At 73.0% G+C, this 21,767-nt stretch carries 16 protein-coding genes; 8 read left to right on the top strand and 8 right to left on the bottom strand.

Annotated features, from left to right (window positions below):
* The first annotated feature begins 63 nt into the window (after positions 1 to 63).
* From ABFX54_RS21465 to ABFX54_RS21440, 6 genes are all read left to right on the top strand, one after another.
* Positions 64 to 2,367 carry an ATP-binding cassette domain-containing protein gene (locus ABFX54_RS21465; protein ID WP_346107358.1) on the top strand — a complete coding sequence of 768 codons (2,304 nt, stop codon included), beginning with the start codon at positions 64 to 66 and terminating at the stop codon, positions 2,365 to 2,367.
* On the top strand, positions 2,364 to 2,756 hold the full coding sequence (locus ABFX54_RS21460; protein WP_346107356.1) for a hypothetical protein: 393 nt from the start codon (positions 2,364 to 2,366) through the stop codon (positions 2,754 to 2,756). The genes ABFX54_RS21465 and ABFX54_RS21460 overlap by 4 nt, the downstream gene beginning before the upstream one ends.
* Positions 2,757 to 2,850: 94 nt before the next feature.
* Complete coding sequence (locus ABFX54_RS21455) at positions 2,851 to 3,948, top strand: sensor histidine kinase (protein ID WP_346107472.1); 1,098 nt, start codon at positions 2,851 to 2,853, stop codon at positions 3,946 to 3,948.
* The gene (locus ABFX54_RS21450) at positions 3,945 to 4,622 is read left to right on the top strand and encodes a response regulator transcription factor (protein WP_346107354.1); all 678 of its coding nucleotides are present in this window, start codon (positions 3,945 to 3,947) and stop codon (positions 4,620 to 4,622) included. The genes ABFX54_RS21455 and ABFX54_RS21450 overlap by 4 nt, the downstream gene beginning before the upstream one ends.
* A gap of 58 nt (positions 4,623 to 4,680) precedes the next feature.
* Complete coding sequence (locus tag ABFX54_RS21445; RefSeq protein ID WP_346107352.1) at positions 4,681 to 6,159, top strand: ArnT family glycosyltransferase; 1,479 nt, start codon at positions 4,681 to 4,683, stop codon at positions 6,157 to 6,159.
* Positions 6,160 to 6,169: 10 nt separating this feature from the next.
* Positions 6,170 to 6,904, top strand: a complete 735-nt coding sequence (locus ABFX54_RS21440; RefSeq protein ID WP_346107351.1) for a polyprenol monophosphomannose synthase — start codon at positions 6,170 to 6,172, stop codon at positions 6,902 to 6,904.
* 17 nt (positions 6,905 to 6,921) lie between these two features.
* Here the strand turns inward: ABFX54_RS21440 and ABFX54_RS21435 are convergent, their stop codons facing one another.
* Together ABFX54_RS21435 and ABFX54_RS21430 are read right to left on the bottom strand one after the other, a co-directional pair.
* Positions 6,922 to 8,334 (bottom strand): glycerophosphodiester phosphodiesterase family protein, encoded by a 1,413-nt coding sequence (locus ABFX54_RS21435; RefSeq protein ID WP_346107349.1) that lies wholly within the window; start codon positions 8,332 to 8,334, stop codon positions 6,922 to 6,924.
* Between the two features lie 95 nt (positions 8,335 to 8,429).
* Positions 8,430 to 9,374 (bottom strand): helix-turn-helix domain-containing protein, encoded by a 945-nt coding sequence (locus ABFX54_RS21430; RefSeq protein WP_346107347.1) that lies wholly within the window; start codon positions 9,372 to 9,374, stop codon positions 8,430 to 8,432.
* Between the two features lie 98 nt (positions 9,375 to 9,472).
* Here ABFX54_RS21430 and ABFX54_RS21425 point away from each other — a divergent pair, with 98 nt between their 5' ends.
* A complete protein-coding gene (locus ABFX54_RS21425; protein WP_346107345.1) occupies positions 9,473 to 10,591 on the top strand; it encodes a saccharopine dehydrogenase NADP-binding domain-containing protein in 1,119 nt (372 codons plus the stop codon).
* A 211-nt stretch (positions 10,592 to 10,802) separates the two neighbouring features.
* Here ABFX54_RS21425 and ABFX54_RS21420 read toward each other — a convergent pair whose 3' ends face one another.
* On the bottom strand, positions 10,803 to 14,804 hold the full coding sequence (locus ABFX54_RS21420) for a S8 family serine peptidase (RefSeq protein WP_346107343.1): 4,002 nt from the start codon (positions 14,802 to 14,804) through the stop codon (positions 10,803 to 10,805).
* 205 nt (positions 14,805 to 15,009) lie between these two features.
* On the opposite strand from ABFX54_RS21420, the gene ABFX54_RS21415 reads away from it, so the two are divergent.
* Positions 15,010 to 16,344, top strand: a complete 1,335-nt coding sequence (locus ABFX54_RS21415) for an LLM class flavin-dependent oxidoreductase (protein ID WP_346107341.1) — start codon at positions 15,010 to 15,012, stop codon at positions 16,342 to 16,344.
* A 328-nt stretch (positions 16,345 to 16,672) separates the two neighbouring features.
* Here ABFX54_RS21415 and ABFX54_RS21410 read toward each other — a convergent pair whose 3' ends face one another.
* The 5 genes from ABFX54_RS21410 to ABFX54_RS21390 all read right to left on the bottom strand — a co-directional run.
* Positions 16,673 to 16,918 carry a hypothetical protein gene (locus ABFX54_RS21410; RefSeq protein ID WP_346107339.1) on the bottom strand — a complete coding sequence of 82 codons (246 nt, stop codon included), beginning with the start codon at positions 16,916 to 16,918 and terminating at the stop codon, positions 16,673 to 16,675.
* 117 nt (positions 16,919 to 17,035) lie between these two features.
* Entirely contained in the window at positions 17,036 to 17,782 is a 747-nt protein-coding gene (locus ABFX54_RS21405) for a hypothetical protein (protein ID WP_346107338.1), read from the bottom strand.
* Positions 17,783 to 17,846: 64 nt separating this feature from the next.
* Positions 17,847 to 19,520 carry a serine/threonine-protein kinase gene (locus tag ABFX54_RS21400; protein ID WP_346107336.1) on the bottom strand — a complete coding sequence of 558 codons (1,674 nt, stop codon included), beginning with the start codon at positions 19,518 to 19,520 and terminating at the stop codon, positions 17,847 to 17,849.
* A 3-nt stretch (positions 19,521 to 19,523) separates the two neighbouring features.
* Positions 19,524 to 21,113 carry a serine/threonine-protein kinase gene (locus tag ABFX54_RS21395; protein ID WP_346107335.1) on the bottom strand — a complete coding sequence of 530 codons (1,590 nt, stop codon included), beginning with the start codon at positions 21,111 to 21,113 and terminating at the stop codon, positions 19,524 to 19,526.
* A gap of 4 nt (positions 21,114 to 21,117) precedes the next feature.
* Positions 21,118 to 21,767, bottom strand: a 650-nt coding sequence (locus ABFX54_RS21390; protein ID WP_346107333.1) for a DUF3558 family protein, incomplete at its 5' end; no start/stop codon positions are given.

The raw sequence follows: 21,767 nt of genomic DNA, 5'->3' as shown, positions 1-21,767 counted from the left end.
TGTATTTCCAGCGGTGGCGGCAGCCAACTCTCAACTTGGAGCTTCAACGATACGCTTGAAGTCGTGAAAGTCCACCCACGCGAGGACATCGCGTCGGCCCCGGAGTGGATCCGGGTGGCCGGTGCCAGAGAGCACAACCTGACCTCCATCGACGTGGAGATCCCGAAACGTACGCTGACGGTCGTCACCGGCCTGTCGGGGTCGGGCAAGTCGTCCCTGGTGTTCGACTCGATCGCGGTCGAGGCGCAACGGCAGTGGAACGAGACGCTGCCGGCGTTCGTCCGTACGTTCCTGCCGAGCTCGGCCCGGCCGGACTTCGACCTGATCGAGCACCTGCCCGCGACGATCGCGGTGGACCAGCGCCCGCTGTCGGGCGGCCCGCGCTCCACGGTCGGCACCATCACCGACATCGCGCCGCTGATGCGGCTGCTGTTCTCGCGCGCGGGTGAGCCGTTCGTCGGTTACGCCGACGCGTTCTCCTTCAACATGCCGGCCGGCATGTGCCCGGAGTGCGAGGGGCTGGGCGAGGTCGTCGGCGTCGACCTGGACGCCTTCCTCGACCCGGCCAGATCGCTGAACGACGGCGCGCTGCTGGCGCCGCTCTTCGCGGTCGGGTCGCGCGACTGGTACCTGCTGGCCGCCTCCGGCCGGTTCGACCCGGCCGAGCCGGTGGCGGACTTCACGCCGGAGGAGCGGGAAGAGCTGCTCCACGGTACGGGCGGCACGGTCCCCGTGGACGTGGGCGGCCAGCGGGTGAACATGACCTACGAGGGCGCGGTGGTGAAGTTCCGCCGCCGTTACCTTGAGCCCGACCGCGAGCCGGGCACGCGGACCAAGCAGTTGATCGCCCGATTCACCACCTCGGTGCCCTGCCCCGCCTGCGGCGGCACGCGCCTGTCCGCGCTCGCCCTGGACAGCAGGATCGCCGGCCACTCGATCGCCGACCTCACCGCGATGGAGGCCGACGACCTGCTCGGCGTGCTGCGCTCGCTGGACGTCCCGAAGGCGAAGCCGGTGATCGAGGCGTTGATCTCGCGCGTGGGCCACCTGGCCACGATCGGCCTGGGCTACCTGAGCCTGGACCGCCGCACGGGCACCCTGTCCGGTGGCGAGTCGCAGCGGGTGAAGATCGTCCGCCACCTCTCCAGCAGCCTCAACGACCTGCTCTACGTCTTCGACGAGCCGAGCATGGGCCTGCACCCGCGCGACGTTCACCGGCTCACGGACCTGCTGCACGCGCTGCGCGACAAGGGCAACACGGTGCTCGTGGTCGAGCACGACCGCGACGTGATAGCCGCCGCGGACCACGTCATCGACATGGGCCCGGGGGCGGGCGCGGCGGGCGGCCGGGTGGTGTTCGCGGGCCCGCCGGGCGAACTGGCCGCCTCCGGCACGCTGACCGGCGACTTCATGAACGCCCCGACCCGGCTGAAGGAACGGGTGCGCGCTCCGTCCCGGATGATGCCGGTCGTCAACGCCCGCACCCACAACCTGCGCGACCTTGACGTGGACGTCCCCGCCGGGGTGCTCACGGTGGTCTGCGGGGTGGCGGGCGCGGGCAAGTCGAGCCTGATCAACGGGGCCTTCCGTACGCAGTACCCAGACGCGGTGATCGTCGACCAGTCGATGCCGCACACGAACCGGCGCTCCACCGTCGCCACCTACACCGGCGTGGCCGATCCGATCCGGGCCGAGTTCGCCCGGGCGCACAAGGTGAGCCCGTCTTTGTTCAGCGCGAACTCCTCGGGCGCCTGCCCGGCGTGTGCCGGTCTGGGAGTGATCTTCACGGATCTGGCCTCCCTGGAGGGGGTGAGCCTGACCTGTCAGACCTGCGACGGCAGGCGGTTCACCGACGAGGTGCTCGGCTACCGCGTGCGCGGCCTGACGATCGGCGACGTGCTGGAGCTGACGGCCGGGGAGGGGCGGGAGCACTTCGCGGGCAACGCCAGGATCGTCCCGGTGCTGACGGCGGTCGGGGACGTCGGGCTCGACTATCTGCGGCTGGGGCAGCCGTTGACGAGCCTGTCCGGGGGCGAGTGCCAGCGCGTCAAGCTGGCCGTCCATCTGAGCGGCAGGGGCGACACGTACGTGCTCGACGAGCCGACGAGCGGCCTGCACCTGGCCGACGTGCGGCGGCTGCTGACCACCCTCGACCGGCTGGTGGACGAGTACGCGGCCACGGTGGTGGTGATCGAGCACAACCTCGACGTGATCGCGCACGCCGACTGGCTGATCGAGCTCGGCCCCGAGGGCGGGAGCCGCGGCGGCCGGCTGCTCTACCAGGGGCCGCCCGCCGGGCTGCTCGCCGTCCCCGCCTCCCCGACCGCGACCTACCTGCGCCGGGCACTGGAAGGGAGTGCGTCATGAGCGGTGGGGATCGGCGGCGGCTGGCGGCGACGGTGGCGGGGGCGGCCGACGCGGTGGTGCGCGTGCTGGCCGCGCATCCGATGCGCGGATCCGGCCCCTATCCGGCCGGCGACGTGCTCGCCGTCCTGCTCGGCCAGCAGCGGATCCTGCTGGAGGCGGTGGATGAGTGGGAGGGGCCGCTGGCGGTGACCGCCGACGGCCGGCCGGAGCCGTTGGCGGGCGAACTGGCGCTGTTCATGAGCTACCTGCAGCTTTCGTGCGTGCTGTATCGGGGGCTGTCCGACATCCCCGCCCCCATGCGAGCCGAGGCGGCCCGGCACCTGTCGACCGTCCACCTGGCCGCCCGCCGCCTGCGCGACCGCGCCCGCCGCGCCGCCCGCACGGGATGACCGGAGGCGCGGCAGGTCAGACCGTGGGCAGATGACGGAGTATGACTCGGGGTGGATGCGCGGAGGAGCGCCCGGTTCCTACGATGAGCGGGTGATGCGGACTCCCCGCTGGCTGGTGCCGGTCGGTCTCGGGCTGCTGGTGCTGCTGGTCGGGCTGTCATGGGCGCAGACGATCGCGGCCGGCTGCGGCTGCGTCCCGCCGTTCGCCGGCGGCGCCGCCTTCCTCGTCCTCTGCCTCGTCATGGTGCGCACGGCGCCGGGCCGCCCGGCCGAGGTGTCCGGGCTCCTGGCGCCCGCCGCCATCGGAGCCCTCACCGGGCTAGCGGTCAACAGCGTCGGCTGGTTCATCCTGGTGCTCTACATCGCGTTCGTCGCGCTCACCCTGCGGCTCTGGCCGGGGATCGTCATGTGGCTCGCCTCGCTGGCCGTGGTGCTGGTGGCGGCGTTCACCACCCCCGACCCCGGCTGGCCCAACTGGCTGGGCGCCGTGACGCTCGTCTTCTGGAGCGCCTGGGCCGCGCGCTACCGCATCGACGTGGGCGAGCGGCTGCACCGCGCCGAGCGCGCCGCCAGCGCCGCCGCCACCCTGGCCGAGCGGCAGCGGCTGGCCGCCGACCTGCACGACATCGTCGCCCACACGCTCGCCGTGACGGTGCTGCACCTGGGCGGCGCGCGGCTGGCGATCGAGCACGAGCCGGAGCGGGCGGCGGCGGGGCTCGCCGAGGCCGAGCGGCTGGCCCGGCAGAGCATGGCGGAGCTGCGCAAAGTGGTCAGGGTCCTGGCCGAGGAAGGCGCCGATCCCGCCGTGGTCGCGCCGCAGCCCACCGCGCCCCGGCTGCCCGAGCTCTTCGACGAATACCGTACGGCGGGCCTCGATCTGGAGTCGAGCGTCGAGGGCGAGCTGTCGGTGGTGAGCCCGATGACCGGGATGGTGCTCTACCGGCTCATGCAGGAGGCGCTGGCCAACGCGAGCCGGCACGCGCCGCGCCGTTCCGTCGAGGTAAGGCTGCGCGTGTCGGACGAAGGCGGCGTCGAGGCCACGGTGGCCAACCTGCTGCCCGACCGCCCGCCCCGGCAGAATGGCGGCATGGGACTGCGGACGATGGCGGATCGGGTGCGCATGGCCGGCGGCCGGGTCACCGCCGGCCCCGAGGACGATCGGTGGGTCGTGCGGACGGAGTTACCGGCATGATCTCGGTGGTGCTCGTCGACGACCAGGAGCTGGCCAGGGCGGGCCTGCGGACGATCCTGCGCGAGCCGTACGGGTTCGACGTCGTGGGCGAGGCGTCCGACGGCCGGGCCGCGCCGGCGGAGGTCGCGCGCGCCCGGCCCGACGTCGTCGTCATGGACATCCGCATGCCGCACATGGACGGTGTCGAGGCCACCCGCGCGCTGCTGGCCGCCGATCCGGCCTGCCGGGTCCTGGTGCTGACCACGTTCGGCGAGGACGGCGTGCTGGCGGCGTCGCTGCGGGCAGGCGCCTCGGGGTTCTGCCTCAAGGACGCCCCGGCCGAGGACATCCAGCGCGCGGTCCGCGCGGTGGCGTCGGGTGACGGCTGGCTCGATCCGGCCGTCTGCGGGCGGGTGCTGCGGCGCTACCGCACCGATCCAGTGACCGACCCCGACGCGGTGCGGCGGCTCGGTGATCTCACCGCCCGCGAGCTCGACGTGCTCAAGCTCATCGGCCGGGGGCTCACGAACGCCGAGATCGCCCGCCACCTCGTGGTCGGTGAGGGCACGATCAAGACCCACGTCGGCCGCATCTTCACCAAGCTGGCGGTACGCGACCGCGCCGCGGCGGTCGTCTTCGCCTTCGACCACGGCGTCGTCCGCCCCGGCGAGCCGCCGGGTATGACTGGGGGCTGACTTCAGGTTCTGCTTGGGGCCAGACGACAGGTGGGGCGGCATCGAAGACCGTGAAGGCATGCTAGTCAAAGCCCCCAGCCCACAGACCACCGCCTACGCGCTCCCCGCCATCGCCTGGCGGATCACCGGCCCCATCGCCGCCGCCGTCGTGGTCACCCTGCTGATCCTCAGCCCGTTCTACGGCTACCACCGCGACGAGCTCTACTTCCGCCTTCTCGGCCAGACCCCCGCCTGGGGCTACTTCGACCAGCCCCCGCTGACCCCGCTGCTGGCCCGGCTGTCCACGGAGCTGCTCGGCGACACCATCGTCGGTCTGCGGGTCGTCCCCGCCCTGTGCGCGGGGCTGCTGATCCTGGTCGGCACCGCGATCACCCGCGAGCTCGGCGGCCGGGCGGGAGCCCAGACGCTCGCCGCCGCCGGTCTCGGCACCGGCATGTTCCCCCTGGTCGTCGGGCACACCCTGCTCACCCAGTCGGCCGACTTCGTGTTCTGGACGACGTGCATCCTGTTCGTGCTGCGCGCCCTGCTGCGTGGCGACGGACGGTGGTGGCTGGCGGCCGGCGCCGTGGCCGGGGCGGCGACGTACAACAAGCATCTGATCGTGCTGCTGATCACCGGGCTGGCCACCGGCCTGCTCATCGGTGCCGGGCTGGCCGTGCGCGGCCCGCGCGCCGTCTTCGCCGAGCGATGGTTCTGGTCGGGGGCGGTCCTGGCCGCCGTGCTCGCCTCCCCGAACCTGGTCTACCAGGCCGTCAACGGCTGGCCCCAGCTCACCATGGCCGCCACGCTCAGCGAGCCGATCAACCGGATCATGTTCGTGCCGATGATGGTGGCGCTGCTCAGCATGGGAGCGTTCGTGATCGCCGTCGTCGGATGGCGCTGGCTGCGCGGGCGGCGCGAGACCCGGCCGCTGGCCATCGCGACCCTGGTGACGATCCTGCTCGGCTGGGCGTCCGGCGGGCGGGCCGACTACGTCGCGGGCAGCCTGATCTTCGCCTTCGTGGCCGGCTGCGTACCCGTCGCCGCGTGGATGGAGCGCACGGCCGCCCGGCGCCGAACGGTGTGGTGCGGGCTGCTCGGCACCTCGCTCATCGGGATCGCCGTGGCGCTGCCGCTGCTCCCGCTGGCGGCGCTGGGCTACTCGCCGAACGAGGTGTCCAGGGAGTCGGTGGGCTGGCCGCGCTTCGCCGCCCAGATCGCCGGGGTGCAGCGGTCGCTGCCGCAGGGGACGGTCGTGCTCACCGCGAACTACGGCGAGGCCGGCGCGCTCAACCGATTCGCCCCGGACGTTCCCGTCCACAGCGGGCACAACGAGCTCTGGTACCAGGGCCCGCCGCCCGAGACCGCACGCACGGTGGTCGCCGTGGGGCTGCCGCCCGAGGAGCTGCGGACCCGCTTCGCGCACTGCGCGTCCGCCGGAACCGTGGACCACGGCACCGGGGTCCCGAACGAGGAGCTGGGCCTGCCCATCACGATCTGCTCGGGACCGCACACCCCGTGGACCACCGGCTGGACCGACTACAGGCACGCGAGCTGAGGGAGTCATCATGAGCGACGTCCTGATCGTCATCCCGACCTACAACGAACGAGACAACCTGCCCCGCATCGTCGCCAGGATCCGCGCCGCCGTGCCCGCCGCCCACCTGCTCGTCGTGGACGACGACAGCCCGGACGGAACCGGCCGGATCGCGGACCGGCTCGCCGCCGAGCTGCCCGGCGTGCACGTCCTGCACCGTGAGGAGAAGCAAGGGCTGGGCGCCGCGTACACGGCGGGTTTCCGCTGGGGACTCGCCCGCGGGTACGACCTGCTGGTGGAGATCGACGCCGACGGCTCACACCCGCCCGAGCGGCTGCCCGCGCTGCTGAGCGCCGCAGAGCGGGCCGACCTCGTCATCGGCTCACGCTGGACGCCCGGCGGCCGGGTGGCGAACTGGCCGCGCCACCGGGAGCTGCTCTCACGCCTGGCCAACCGTTACGCCCGGCTGGTGCTCCGGCTGCCCGTCGCCGACGTCACCGGCGGGTTCCGCGTGTATCGGGCCGCCGCGCTGGCCCGGATCCTGCGCGGCGGCGTCGAGTCGCGCGGCTACTGCTTCCAGGTGGACCTCACCCTGCGGGCCGTACGCCAGGGCTGCACGGTGGCGGAGGTGCCGATCACCTTCGTCGACCGTACGGCGGGGACGAGCAAGATGGACGCGGGTGTCCTGTTCGAGGCGCTCTGGCGGATCACCGCCTGGGCCTTCCACGCCCTCTCCGGGCCCGCGCCCACCGGCTCGCGATCATGAAAGGGCGGGCTCTGCCGTCAGCGGCCGGTCAGGTCGAGCTGCAGGTAGTCGAGGTTGAAGTTCTGGTACGCGCTCTCCGGCATGCGCAGGACCAGCTCGTGCGTGCCCTTGGTGAGCCGGCGGCGCTCCAGCGGCTGGAGCGTGAACGCGTCGTGGCTGGTGGTGTTCGCGATCGGAGCCGTCGTACTGGTTCCCGTGCCCCAGTCGAGCACGACGGTGCCAGCGGGGGAGTAGGGCGAGGAGACGCGGGCCGAGACCTGGTAGAGACCGGCCTTCCTGACCTCGAAGCGGTACTTGAGCCACTCGCCGCCGCGGATCCAGTTCACCGCGATGGCGCCTTCGAGGTCGCAGATGTCCACGCCCTCGTCGGGGCGGGACACGGTGCAGCGGTTGGGGTCGAGGTCGTGGTAGCCGACGCCCTCGCCGCCCGGAGCGAAGTCCTCGCCCTCGACGCGGATCGTCCGGTCGCCGTGCTGCCGCCCGTAGCGGGACAGGTCGCCGCCGTCGCGCCAGTAGCCGAGCGCTTCGACGTTGTCGGTCTGGATCATGTTCGCGCCGTAGGTCCTGACCAGGGTGCGCCAGCCGAGGTTCTCGTCGCGCAGGGACGCTTCGTCGGTGTACTGGGCGGCCAGGCCGTACCACATGCTGTTGATCCAGACGCGGCTGTGCCGCGCGATCTCGGCCAGCGTCTCCCGCGTGACCTGCGGGTCGTCGGTGCTGTCGAAGACCACCTCGTACGCGACCGGCTGGCGGCCGGGGAAGGTGCCGGCGACGCCGGCGGTGGCGTCGTCGATGATGTGCATGTAGAGGACCTCGGGGTCCTGGGCCATGAAGGCGGCGGCCTCCTCGACCGTGGGAGCGCCCTTGAACAGGCCGTGGTCCACGGTGCCTGTGCGCTTCAGCACCTCGTACATCTGCTGCCTGACCGGCCAGCCCTTGTCCAGGTTGACCAGCGCCCTTCCCTTGGCGGTCCGCATCGCCTCCTCGAAGGTCGGCACGGTGTGCTCGGTGACCGCGGCCTGGCCGCCGCCCAGGCCCTGCTTGAGGTGGAGCGCCTTGATCTGGTCGAGGGTCAGGTCGGCGACCCGGCCGGTGCCGTTGGTGGTGCGGTCGACGCTCTCGTCGTGCATGAGCACGAGGTGGCCGTCCTTGGTGGGCCGTACGTCGATCTCGACGACCTCGGCGCCGTCCCTGATGGCGGCGTCGACGGCGGCCAGGGAGTTCTCGGGGGCCGCGCGCCACTGGCCGCGGTGGGAGGCGATCATGAGCGGGGCGCCGCGGCCGTGCTTGAGCAGGCGCTGGTGAACGCGGTCGATCCCGCCGGGCGCGGTCGCCGCCGCGGGGGCCGGGGGGAGCGTGGTCAGGGCGGTGGCGCCGGCCAGAGCGATCAGGCCGGTGGCTGCCAGGCCACGACGAAACTTCCGAATCATGGACATAGACCCTGTAATGACGACATGTCGCTCATATGAACAGACGGCGGACGCCCCCGCAAGCCGAGATGATCTCGCGGCGGCCCTTGTGCGGGTCAGCGGGAGGAGGCGCGGAAGGAGCGGCGGTAGTTGTCGGGTGGGACGCCGACGATCCGTTTGAACTGGCGCCGCAGCGTCGTGGCGGTGCCCATGCCGGTGGCGGCGGCGACCGCCTCCACGCTCTCGTCGGTGGTCTCCAACAGCTCCTGGGCGCGGCGTACCCGCTGGGTCAGCAGCCACTGCAGTGGCGTCCGCCCGGTCACCGCGCGGAACTGGCGGGCGAGGTTGCGCGGGCTCGTGTTCGCCTGCCGCGCCAGCTGCGTCACCGTGAGCGGCTGGTCCAGCCGTTCACTGGCCCAGGCGAGCACGGAGGCGAGCGCGTGATCGCCGGCGACCCGCACCGGCGTGGCCACGAACTGGGCCTGCCCGCCCGGACGGTGCGGCGGCATGACCAGGCGGCGGGCCACCGAGTTGGCGATGGCCGCGCCGTGGTCGAGGTGGACCAGGTGGAGGCAGAGGTCGACGGCGGCGGCCTTGCCGGCGGCGGTCAGCACGCTGCCGTTGTCCGTGTAGAGCACGTCCGGGTCCACGACGGCCTGAGGATGGCGGGCGCTGAGCTCGGCGGTGTGCGCCCAGTGGGTGGTGGCGCGGCGGCCGTCCAGCAGGCCCGCCGCTCCGAGGATGAACGCACCCGTGCAGAGAGAGGCGATCCTGGCCCCCGCCTCGTGCGCCGCGCGTACCGCCTCGACCAGCTCAGGGGGCGGCGGCTCGTCGATGTCCGCGCACGCGGGCAGGATCACGGTGCCGGCCTCGGCGAGCCGGTCCAGCCCGTGATCCGGCTCGACCGCGAACGGGCCGACCCGCACCGGACCGGGCCCGCAGAGCCGGACGTCGTACCAGCCGTCCACGGCTTCCTGCGGCGGGTTGCCGAAGATCTCGTAGGCCACGCCCAGCTCGAAGTGCAGCAGGTGCCCGGCGGTCGCCAGCGCGACGGTGTGCATGTCGGAAAGTGTACGCATGCTGTCGTTCCGGACTCTCACGCTCGGGGTCCGCGTCCGTGGAGAGTGGACTCCTCAGCACAACGGAGATCGGGGAAGTCATGAGTACGTCGGACGCGGTGGTGGTCTACGGGGCGACGGGGCACACGGGACGGTTCGTCGTGACCGAACTGCTCCGGCGCGGTTTCACCCCCATCCTCTCGGGCCGCGACGCGAGCCGCCTGACGGCACTGGCCAAGGAGCTCGGGGAAGGGCTCGCGCCGGGCGCACCGGCCCTGGACGCGGAGGCGCCGGGCGGCGCGGTGGCGGGCGGGGTGGAGGTGCGGGCGGCCTCGGTGGACGATCCGGGGGCGCTGGACCGGGCGCTCGCCGGCGCGGGCGCCGTCGTCAACTGCGCGGGGCCGTTCGCGGTGACGGGAGGCCCCGTGGTCGAGGCGGCCCTGCGAGCCGGCATCCCGTACGTGGACGTGGCGGCCGAGATCGAGGCGAACGCGTCGATGTTCGCCACCTACGCCGAGCAGGCCGCTCAGTCCGGGACGCCGGTGGTGCCCGCGATGGCCTTCTACGGCGGGCTCGGCGACCTGCTCGCCACCGCAGCCCTGGGGGCCCTGGGCGGCTCGACGGCCGCCGACGAGGTGCGCGTCGCGTACGGGCTGAGCAGCTGGCATCCCACGGAGGGCACCAGGGCGGCGGGCCGGGTGTCCCACGAGCGCCGCGCGGGCCGCCGGGTCCGGTTCAGGAACGGCGCGCTGGAGTACCACGACGACGGGCTGACGGAGCAGGACTGGGCCTTTCCCGAGCCGCTGGGCCGTCGGGCGGTGCTCGCGGAGTTCACCATGGCGGACGTCGTGACCGTGCCGAGCCACCTGGACGTGCCCGAGGTGCGCGGTTACATGACGGTCGTGGCCGCGCGGGACCTGTCGGGCGCCGACACCCCGGCGCCCGAGGCGGCCGACGAGTCGGGCCGCTCCGACCAGACCTTCGTCGTGGACGTCGTGGTGCGCGTGGACGGCGTCGAGCATCGCGCCACGGCCGCCGGCCGGGACATCTACGCGATCACCGCGCCGCTGGCGGTGGAGGCCGTGGCGCGCATCCTGGCGGGGGACTTCCGGGTGAAGGGGCTGGCCTCGGCCGGCGCGATGTTCGACGCGGTCGGCTTCCTGCGTTCCCTGGAGCCGCACCTGACGGTCGAACTCCCCGAACCGGCCAAGGCGTCCTGACCGGCTGGTTGCTTGAGCCGGCCGATGTGTCGTCGACGGGGCAGGTGCTGTGACTGGCCGGAGTGCTCGGGCCGACCGGAGTGTTCTGACGATTGGCGTGGCCCGACCGGGCGCGGCTGATCCGGGCGGGGCGCGTGAATCGGTCGGGCGCTGGGAAGGCCCCGTTTTCCGGGGCCTTCCCAGCATCGTGTTCTCGTTCGTAACGGTCCGGTCAGCAGCCCGTGCGGGGGAGTGTGGCGTCGCGGCGGACCTGCGTGTGCGGCAGCAGGCGTACGTCGAACGAGGCCGTCCCGTGGCCGTCGGCGCTCACCTGGATCTCCTGCTTCAGTAGGCCGCCCGGCAGCCACAGGCGGTAACGGCCCTGCGCGTCGGTGGTCGCCGTCCACGAGTCGCGGCCCCGTCGCAGCGTCACCGTCGCACCCGGCAGCGGGCTCACCTTGCCGTCGCACGCCTTCGAGCTCACCTCGCCGGACAGCCGAGCCCAGTGCCAGGGCGCCTCCGCCTTGAGGGTCACGCCGATGGCCGGCGCGGGATACGGGGTGTCCTCGTTGACCGTAAGCCGCGCCTCGTACGTTCCCGGCTCGGCGAGTTCGCGGGCGTCGAGCGTGAGGGTGACGCGGACGCTGCGGCCCGGCGCGAGGGTGCCGTGCGTGGGGTCCGCGCTCAGCCAGGACGCGGCCGTGCCCGCCGGGTCGCAGTCGTCCAGGGTGGGCAGGACCTCGCCGAACGGGGTCACGCGCGGGCCGTTCGCGCCGCCGATCTTGTACAGGCCGCAGGCGGCGGCACCGCGGTAGAGGGCGTTGCGGGAGTTCGGCAGCCTGGTCCAGGCGTCGGCGTCCGGATCGTACGCGAACGCCTCGTTGGTCAGCATGCTGCCGCCGTTCGTCACGCCGCCCGCGACCACGAGCCGGCCACCTGCCACCGCGTAGCCGCCGGCCCACAGGTCGATCGGCAGGTCGGCGGCCTTGGACCAGGTGTCGCGCGCCGGGTCGTACACGTAGGCGTGCGTCGTGCCGTGCGGGCCCGCGGCCAGGCCGCCCGCGCAGTGGACCTTGCCGTCGATGCCGCCGCAGGCCGCCCACGAGATCGGTTCGGGGTAGGGGGCCGCCTCGGTGAAGGTGTCGCTGGCGACGTCGTACACGGTGACCTGGTCCGTCGCGCTCTGGCACTCGCCGGCGCACCCGCCGACCGCGTAGATCCTGCCGTTGAGCACGGCTGATCCGACCGCGCCCCACGGGTGCGGGTTGTCCGCGCCGGTGCTCCAGGTGTCGGTCGCCGGGTCGTAGACGAGGGTACGGGCGGCGGGCGTGCCGTCCTGGCCCCAGCCGGTGACCACGTAGAACTTGCCGTCCACGAACGCCGAGGCGGGCTTCTGCCTGGCGTCCGGCATGTCGGCCAGCCTGGTCCAGGTCTTGGCGGCCGGGTCGTAGGCGTAGGAGGCGGGGGTGCCGCCCTCGCCGCGCGGGGAGCCGCCGAAGGAGTAGACGCGGCCGTCGTGGTACCCGACGGCGTTGTCCCTGATCGTGGTCGGATAATCCGATATATCCACCCAAGGCGCCGCCGCAGGCACCCCACCTTCGGGTGCCTGCGTCCCACCGTCCGGCGCGGATGTGGTGTCGTCCGCAGTGGTGGCGGGCTCGGACCTCGTGCCGGCCGTCGCGGCGGTGGCCGGTGCGGGTGTCGCGCCGTTCTCAGCGCCGTTCTCAGCGCCGTTCTCAGCGCTGTTCTCAGGGCCGTTCTCAGGGGCGGTGGCGGGGGTGCGGGCGGCCGGGGTGAGGCCGGGGGTCGCGATGCGGGTCACCGGGGCGCCCTGCGCCTGTGACCGGGCCGAGCCCTCACTCCGCGACCCGGCGAGGTCGTACGTCAACGGCGCCGTCCCCCGGTTGGTCAGGGTCACCCGGGCCTTCGCCCGCCCCCCGAGCGGCGCCCGTTCCGACACCTCGTCCACGCTCACCGACAGCCGCCCGGCCTTGAGCGCGAAGTCGGCCCGAGACACCTCATCGGTCCCGGACTCCAGCGGGACGGTGGCGCTCTGGTAGCCGCGCTGGACGGCGGTGAGTACCCGCTTGCCCGCCGCCGGCAGCGGCGCGAACGCCCAGTAGAAGCCGTCGGCCAGCGCCGGGTCGTCGGGCGTGGCCGCGGTGTCGCGGCCGGTTCCGCCGTCGGGCGTGACGGTCGCGCCGTCGATCGGCTCGCGGGTGTTCGCGTCGGTCACGTTCCCGTACGCGAGCCCACCGGCCACCGGCGCGCACGTGCCACCGCCGGCGGCGTATCCGGGTGCCGAGCAGACCGCGGGGTCGATCTCCGCCTTGAGTTCGAGCGTGGCGCCGGAGACCTGCGCCGTGACCGGCCGGTAACCGGGGTAACGCGGGGTCGCGGTGACCTCGTACGTGCCGCCCACGGGCAGGGTCAGGCTCGCCCGCCCGTCCCCAGGAGCCGTGAACCAGGTGGCCGGCGCGCCCTCGACCGAGAGCGAGGCGTAGAGCGGCCAGCCGTGACCCGAGCCGTCCGCGACCCGCACACTCACCTTCTTCGTCGGCGTCGGGGACAGGGCCACGTCCTTGGTCGTGCTCTCGTCACCGGTCACCCGCACACCGTCGAGCTTCGCGGCGTCGTAGCCGAAGACCGACAGGGTGACGTCGTAGTCGCCCTCGTCCAGGTGGAGCAGGTAGGAGCCGTCCGCGCCGGTCGTGGTGTCCAGCACGCGCGGGCCCGTGGCGGTGACGCGGGCTCCGGCGACCGGCTTGCCGGTGCTCCTGTCGGTGACCTCGCCGGTCAGCACGCCCGTGCCGGTGCGCGGCGCGGCGCCGACGGCGCGGTGCACGTCCAGCAGGCCCTCGCCGTAGACGTTGCCGTCCCCGGCCGTGCCGCCGCAGGTGGTGTCGGCGTGGTCGCGGGCGGTGGCGCCGAGGATCTCCCGGGTGGCGGCGACGTCCCCGATCAGGGCGGGCGCGGCCGACCAGAGGAGCGCGACGGCACCGCTGACGTGCGGCGCGGCCATGGACGTGCCCTGCTGCACCTGGTAGCCGCCGCCGGGCACGCTCGACCGCACGTTCTGGCCGGGCGCCGTGATGTCGGGCTTGCTGTCGGGCATGCCCGCCTCGCCGCGCGAGGAGAAGCGGGCCACGTTCCCGTTCTGGTCGACGGCCCCGACGGCGTACGACTCCGGGTACTCGCCCGGCGAGTGCTGCGTCCCGCACGCGGGCCCGTCGTTGCCGGCCGCGAAGACGGGGAAGATGCCCGCCGCCACCCACTGGCGCACGTAGTCCTGGTACCACGGGTCCCCGGGCGCCGAGGACCAGGAGTTGTTGAGGATGTTGGGGCGCAGGGCCGGGTCCGGGTCGGAGCCGTCGGCCTTGGCAGGCGCGAGCATCCACTGCGCCGACAGCGCCAGCGTCAGCTCGCCGCACTGGTAGTCGCGGCAGCCCTTGGCCGCGATCCAGCGGGCGCCGGGCGCGACGCCGATGCCCTCGCCGCCGGTCATCGTACCCATGGTGTGGGTGCCGTGGCCGAAGTTGTCGCACGGCGCGGGCTGGGCGCAGAGCGCGGTGGGGTCGTACCAGTTGTGGTCGTGGGTGAAGGTGCCGTCGCCGTTCGCGCCCCGGTACGAGCCGGCCAGCGCGGGATGGGTGTGATCCACTCCCGAGTCGATGTTGCCGACCACGATGCCCTGGCCGGTGCTCTTGTAGTCGCTCCACACCTGGTCGGCGTGGATGGCGCTGACCCCCCACTCCACCGGGCCGCTCGCGGCGACCCGCTCACCCGGCGTCGGCCGGGGCAGCGTGTACGCGCGCGGGACCCGGACCCGCTCGACCGCGGGATCGCCGGCCAGCTTCGTGGCCAGGTCGGCGGAGCCGCCGCGTACGTACAGGGAGTTGTCGATGTAGAGGGACGTGGCCTCGGCGCCCGCCTCGCGCACCAGACCGAGGGCGCGGGCCTGGCTGGACTCGGCGGTCGAGCGCAGTTCCCGCACCACCGCCGCGCCGCGCTCCGACCAGTCCTTGATCGCCGCCGCCCGCTTCAGCGTGGCCTGTTCCTTGAACTCCACCCAGAAGTCGGCGGCGCCGCCGGCCAGCCGCGCGGACAGCTCGGGCGGCAGCGGCCCGGGGGGTTCCGCGTGCGCGGGAACGACCGCTCCTGTCAGCGCCAGCAGCACGCCGAGCAGGACGAACGCGCCACGGCGCCGCCGGGGGGAAGGGGGATTGCGCCGCAACCGGGGCCTCCAAGCACACAGGCGCCCGGCCATCGCTTTCGACGGCGCCGTGAACGCCGTTGAGCAGCCTGACCCAGCGGACATGCCCGATTCAAGGTTTTCGGTACGGCGAAATCCTGCCATGTCGTGAACACGACACACCGAAAGGCATATTCATGTAAAACTAGTAGGTAATACATGACCACCTGTCCCCTGGAGGACCGACATGAGCAGAACCCTGCACCTCAACGCCTTCCTCATGGGCGTCGGCCATCACGAGGCGGCCTGGCGCCACCCCGGGACCGAGCCCGTCCGGCTCACCGACGTCCGCCACTACCAGGAGCTGGCCAGGATCGCCGAACGCGGCGGGCTCGACTCGGTCTTCCTGGCCGACGGCGTGGCGCTCTCGGGCGACGTGCGGCACAACGCGCTCGGCGGGCTCGAACCGCTCACCCTGCTGGCGGCCCTGGCCGCCGTCACCGACCACATCGGGCTCATCGCCACGGTGTCGACCACGTACCACGAGCCCTTCCACGTGGCGCGCAAGTTCGCCTCGCTCGACCACATCAGCGGCGGCCGGGCCGGCTGGAACATCGTCACCTCCGCCGGCGAGGCGGAGGCGCGCAACTTCGGCGTCGAACGTCCCGCGCACGCCACCCGCTACGCCAGGGCCGCCGAGTTCCTGGAGGTGGTCACCAAGCTCTGGGACAGCTGGGAGGACGGCGCCGTCCTGGCCGACCGCGCCGCCGGCCGGTACGCCGACGCGGGCCGGATCCATCCGATCGACCACGCCGGCGACCACTTCTCCGTCGCCGGGCCGCTGAACACCTCGCGCTCGCCACAGGGGCATCCGCTGCTGGTCCAGGCCGGGTCGTCGGAGGACGGCAAGGAGTTCGCCGCCCGCCACGCCGAGGCCGTCTTCACCGCCCAGCAGACCCTGCGCGAGGGGCAGGAGTTCTACGCCGACCTCAAACGGCGCCTGCCCGCCCATGGCCGGCGTCCCGAGGATCTGCTCGTGCTGCCCGGCATCTCGCCGATCATCGGCTCGACCGAGCGGGAGGCGCACGCCCTGGAGAAGGAGCTCGAGGAGCTGCTCATCCCCGCGTACGGGCTGGCCCAGCTGTCCCGCATGACCGGCCTGGAACTGACCGAGGAGCACCTGGACGGGCCGCTGCCCGACGTGCCGGCCGAGAACGAGGGGGCGCAGAGCCGCCGCCGGCTGGTCGTCGACCTCGCCCGGCGCGAGCGGCTCACGGTCAGGGAGCTGATCGCGCGGTTGGCCGGCGGGCGCGGGCACCGGGTCTTCGCGGGGACGCCCGAGCAGATCGCCGACCAGCTTCAGGAGTGGTTCCTGTGCGGGGCGGCCGACGGCTTCAACATCATGCCGCCGCTGCTGCCGGGCGGGCTGGCCGACTTCGTCGACCACGTGGTGCCGGAGCTGCGGGTCAGGGGGTTGTTCCGGCACGAGTACGAGGGCCGTACGCTGCGCGAGCACTACGGCCTGCCGCGCCCGCCCTCCCGTTACGCCACCACCCGCCCCGAGCCCGTCGCGGTCTCTTGACCCGCCCGCGAGCGTCCGCCCGGGTCCCGTGGTCCGAGCCCGTCCCGGCCCCGTGGCCCGGTCTCGGCAGGCACGCCTTCCCGTGCCGTATATTTCCTACATTATCTGTAGGGTTGGACCGCCGCGTGCGGCGGTGGTGGGTCCGGTGGCTCCGGTGGCGAGATCAACATCTCCCAGGGGCCGGGCATCAGCTACGCCGCTCTCATCATCATCCAGGCCAAGGGCCGGCTGGAGCAGGATCTGCCCGGCCGTACGATCAACTGGAAGGCCGTCAGCGGCGGTGCCGCGACCAGGGACGGGATCGTCTCGGGCAGCCTCCGGCTCGGGGTCAGCGGCTACGGCCCCTCCTCATCGGCTGGGACGCCGGCGTCTCCTGGAAGATCGTCTGCTCGCTCAACGACATGCCGCTGTGGCTGGTGGCCAAGGACCCGAAGTTCCGCAGCCTCAAGGACTTCGGCCCGGCCGGCCGGATCGCCGCCGTCTCGCCCGGCTCGATCCAGTCGGTGATGTCGCAGCGAGCGGCCCAGCAGCGGCTCGGCGACGCGCACGCGCTCGACAGGAACATCGTCGCCATGGCCCACCCCGAGGCGCTGCAGGCCCTGGTCGCCGGGCAGCTCGCGGGCGCCCGGCTCGTAGGCCCGCACGCCGGCGGAGGGCAGGCCGGCGCGACCGGGGTTGTCGGTGGCGTCGTTCACCCCGCGCCGGAGTTGAGCTTGTCGGCGACGGCCTTGGCCACCTCCAGCGCGCCCCGGGTCAGCCTGCCCTCCGGGTCCTCGGTGACGCGGCGGTCGTACGTCACCTCGATCACCGCGTTGCTCACGCGGACCCCCACGACCGCCGTCGTCGGCCCCTTGCCGGTGTCTCCCGGCAGGGTCCAGCCGGTGACGAAGGAGTCGTCCCCGATGACCGGGTCGGGCTTGGTGTAGCCCTTGGGGATCAGCGCGGACTCGGCCCTGCGGGCGACGAACTGCTCATGCGCCTCGGCCACGCCGCCGGTGAACACCTTCGTGTAGACCTTGAGCCTGTGGTACATGTTGTCGGGAATCCCGGCGCCGAACCTGGGCAGGGTTCCCCACTCGCACTCCTCCTTGTAGATCTTCGTCTCCTTGGGGAAGAGCGTGAGCTTGACCCGCAGGTCCTCACCGACGAGCTTGCACGGATCGACCTCCTTGGTGAACTTCGCCTCCCCCGTCGGCACCGGCTCGCTGGTCGAGGGCTGCGCGCTGGGCCCACTGGTGGGTTCGGCCGGGGGCTCCGTGCTCTCGGACGTCCGCGCGGCGACGGGCTTGGTGACGGGGGCGGGCGGCGGCTGCCTCGTGGCCAGGAAGACGATGGTGAAGACCATCAGCACGAGCACCGCCATCGCCCCGCTGAGCAGGCCTGGCGTCATCCGGAGACCGGGTCGCTTGACGGGGGCCGTGTTCGGGTAGTCGTTCATCTCGTTCGTGGCGGGGCGGCCGCCACGTCTCCTCTCCGCGAGTCTGGGGGAACTGCTGCCCGCATCAGCCGGTGTCCTGGGGCGAGGTGTTCCTGAGGGTGTCCGCCGCCGCGCCGGCGAGCTTGCGCGCCCAGTTCTGGTGCTTGGCCTGGGGCTTGGCCTCGTCGAACGTGGCCGCGTCGATCTGGACGACGACGTTGCTGACCCGCAGCCACACGATGCTGTGGGTCTGGGTGAACGTCGTCGCCCACCAGTTCTGGCCGAACGCGCCGTCCCCGACGCCGGGGAGATCGCGTACGGCCTCGTACGTCGAACCGCCGCTGCTGCCCGCCTTGGAGGCCTGGGCGTCCTTCCTGCCGTCGAAGACCTTGCGGGCCGCGGCGACCGTGGCCGAGTGGGTGACCTTGAGAGTGATCGTGTCCTCGCCGCCGGTCCAGCCGCATTCGGCGGGGTTCATCCCGGTCTGGCGTTGGCGTAGCCCTGGAATGATCTTCGCGGCCTGGTCCTCGGTCACCAGGCCGCAGGCGGCGGGCGCGGTGGCGAACTTGCCGGCGCCCGGTGGACGGGGGGACCCGGTCGTGCCGGCCGTCGGACTCGCCGTCGTTGTCGATCTGGCGGACGGCTCACCCGACGGCTCACCCGACGGCCCGTTCGACGGCTGGGCGATCGTGCGGGTGTCCGGGGGCGGTGTCGTCCCGGTGGAGGCGTTGACCAGGAGCACCGCGCTGACCGTGAGGGCGGTCGCGGCCGTCAGGCCGGCCAGTACGAGGGGCAGTCTGCTCTTGCCCTGGGGCATCGGCATAGTGGCGATACCGCTGGACGGGCCGGTGGAGGAGCCGGTGGGGGAGCCGGTGGAGGGATCAGCGGGGTGGCGCGCGGGGGTGGCGGGACCCGTGACCGGGCGGCGGGCAGGCAGGGGGGCCGCGATCGGGCCGAGCACGTCCCTGATCACGGAGAGCGGCGGGCGCGCGGCCGGGTTCTTGTCCAGCAGCGCCATGAGCAGGCCGCCGATCGGCCCCGCGTGGACGGCGGGCAGCGGAGGCTGGGTGAGCACCGCCGCCACCATCGCCATGGGTGTGTCGCGCCGGAACGGGCTCTGCCCCTCCACCGCCGTGTAGAGGGTGGCGGCCAGCGACCAGTGGTCGGAGGCCGGGCCCGTGGGCTCGCCGCGCAGCCGCTCCGGCGCGACGTAGCCGGGCGTGCCCGACTGCTCGGCCGCCGCGAGCGCCGAGGCGGCGCCGGGGCCACCGCCGTTCCGCGGGTCGATCTGGGCGGCGATGCCGAAGTCGGTGAGGATCGCCTCGCCCGCGTCCGTGATGATCACGTTGCCCGGCTTCACGTCACGGTGCAAGATCCCGCGCCGGTGCGCCGCGTCGAGTGCGTCGAGCACCCGCAGCCCGATGGTGGCCACCTGACCTGATGGGAGCCGTCCTGATTCCTTGATCAGGTCGGCCAGCGACCGCCCCGCGAGCAGGTCCATGACGATCCACGGCTGGCCCTGCTCGGCGATGACGTCGTGCACGGTGATGATCGCGGGATGGTTCAGCGCGGCGGCGGCGCGGGCCTCGCGCAGGGTGTCCTCCAGTGCCTTGTCCCTGCGGGCCGGGTCCGACGGCAGGCGTACCTGCTTGACCGCGACCTCGCGGCGCAGCACCGCGTCCTGCGCCCGCCAGACCGTGCCGGCGCCGCCCGCCCCGAGCGGTGCGACCAGGTGATATCGCCCGGCGACTACGTGCATGCGTCAGCCCTTGGCGTCGAGGTTCTCGGCGAGGTACTTGATCGCCTTCGGGATCTTCTGCCGCAGCGTGGGGTCCTCCTTGACGTCACGGGTGTAGCGGACCTCGCCCACGATGTTGCCGGTCTTGAACACCGAGTAGACCGTGACCCTCTTGGTGCTGAACGTCGTCTCCTTCACCTCCCAGGCGACCGCCTGGTCACCCGCGTCGGGGATCTCGAAGACCTCGCCGTGCTCGCCGCCGCTGCCGCCCCTGCCGGCCTCCGACTCGGCCTTCGCCTTGGCGCCCTGCACGTGCTCCTCGGCGAGCTTGGTCTCGTAACCGTCGCCCTGCTGGGTGTAGAGGTAGAACGTGGCGTAGATGGCGAGGTCCGCGCTGTCGGCCAGCGAGCCCCAGCCGCACCTGACGGAGGGCTCGGTGCTGGAGGTCAGGTATCGGCCCACCAGCTCGGTGGCCTGCTGCCGGGTGAGCAGCTGGCACGGCCTGGGGACCGCGGTGAACTTGCCGGGGGTGCGCGCGACCGGCGAGCCGGTGGGCGCCGCGGTGGCGGAGGGCTCGGGCGTGGCGGCCGGCGTGGTCGTGCCGGGGGTCGGAGCGGGCCGGTCGGTGCTCGACGTGGTCTTCGGGGCGGCGACCGGGGTGGCGGGCGCGGACGAGGTGGCCAGGATGAGCACGACCGCGGCGACGAAGGCGACGGCCACGGCCGCCGCGGAGCCGTACACGGGGATCCGGGGGAGCGTCCAGGAGGCCGGTTGCGCCGACGCGACGGTCGCGGCGGTGTGGCCGGTGAGGTGCTGCAGCGACTCCCTGAGCGCCACCGTGTCGGGGCGCTGCGCCGGATTCTTCTCCAGCAGCCGCATGAGCACGGGCGTGAGGGCGCCGGCCCGCTGCGGCGGCCTGGGCGGCTCGGTCATCACCGCGCCGTGCGTGGCCATGGCGGTCGGACGCGAGAACGGCGGCACGCCCTCGACGGCCGTGTAGAGCGTCGCCCCCAGCGACCACAGGTCGGAGGCGGGCCCGGCGGCCCGGCCCGGCTCCTCGGTGAGCGTCTCGGGGGCGGTGAACCCGGGCGTGCCCATGGGCGCCCCGCCCGGTTGCCCGCCGCCGGTCCGGGTGGCGATGCCGAAGTCCGACAGCAGGATGCGGCCGTCGTCGGCCAGCAGCACGTTGCCCGGCTTGACGTCACGGTGCAGCAGGCCGCGCGCGTGCGCGGCGGCCAGCGCCGACAGCACGAACAGGCCGATCGAGGCGGCCCACTCCGGCGACATCGGCCCGCCCGACTTCACGACCTGGTCGAGGGAGCGCCCGTTGACCAGCTCCATGACGATCCACGGCTCACCCCCGTCCTCGACCACGTCGTGGATCGCGACCACGGCGGGGTGCCTGACCTCGGCGGCGGTCCGCGCCTCGTGCAGGGTCCGCATGCGCAGCCGCGCCTGGTCGTCCGGCGACAGGTTGGGCGGCAGGTGCACCTGCTTGATCGCCACCTCGCGCCCGATCCCGGTGTCGAGGGCCCGCCACACGACACCCATACCGCCGCGGCCGATGGGCGCGAGCAACTGGTAACGCCCGCCCACGAGTCGTGGCTGGTTCATTGCATCACTCCTGGCGTCCTAGCGCCGCCGCGATCCATCGGGCGGCGTCACGCGCGCCTTTGCGCATGGCCTCATCGTCGCCGATCTTCCCGACGTCGATGTACTTGATCTCCATCACGACATTGCTCACCCTGAAGACGACGTCGTGCCGCTCCACCTGGCCCTTCGGGTTGACCAGCTCGTAGCTGAACGCCTCGTCCCCGATCCCGTTGACCTCCTCGTACGACCTGCGCTTCTGGGTGATCAGCTTGTCCAGGCCGATGCCCGGCCAGTTCCAGGAGAGCTCGGCCCCCGACTCGGCGGCGTTGAGCGTGTTGACGAACTTCTCCGACGCCTCGTCCACGCTGCGGCCCCAGGCGCTCTCCAGCTGTACAGGCCGCAGCGGGACCACCGCGACGCCCTTGCCGCGGGTCACCCACTCGCAGCCCTCGTCCTGCTGCTTGCCCTTGGCGGGTGCCGCCGGGACCAGCCGCCGCACCTGGGCCGGAGTCAGGAGCGTACACGGGCTCACCGGGACGTCGAACTTCGCCTCCGCCACGGTGGGCTTCGCGGTGGCCGGCTCGGACGGCGCGGGGGTGGACGGCCCGGGGGTGGCGGGCGGGGCGGCGGTGCTCGGGGTGGACGGGCGGGGGGTCGGCTCCGGCTTGAGCAGCG

Origin of the sequence: Nonomuraea maheshkhaliensis (genome assembly GCF_039529435.1) — a bacterium.
Taxonomy (GTDB): domain Bacteria; phylum Actinomycetota; class Actinomycetes; order Streptosporangiales; family Streptosporangiaceae; genus Nonomuraea; species Nonomuraea maheshkhaliensis.
Note: the sequence above shows the minus strand (reverse complement) of the source record. Positions and strands in the feature narration are given on the sequence as shown.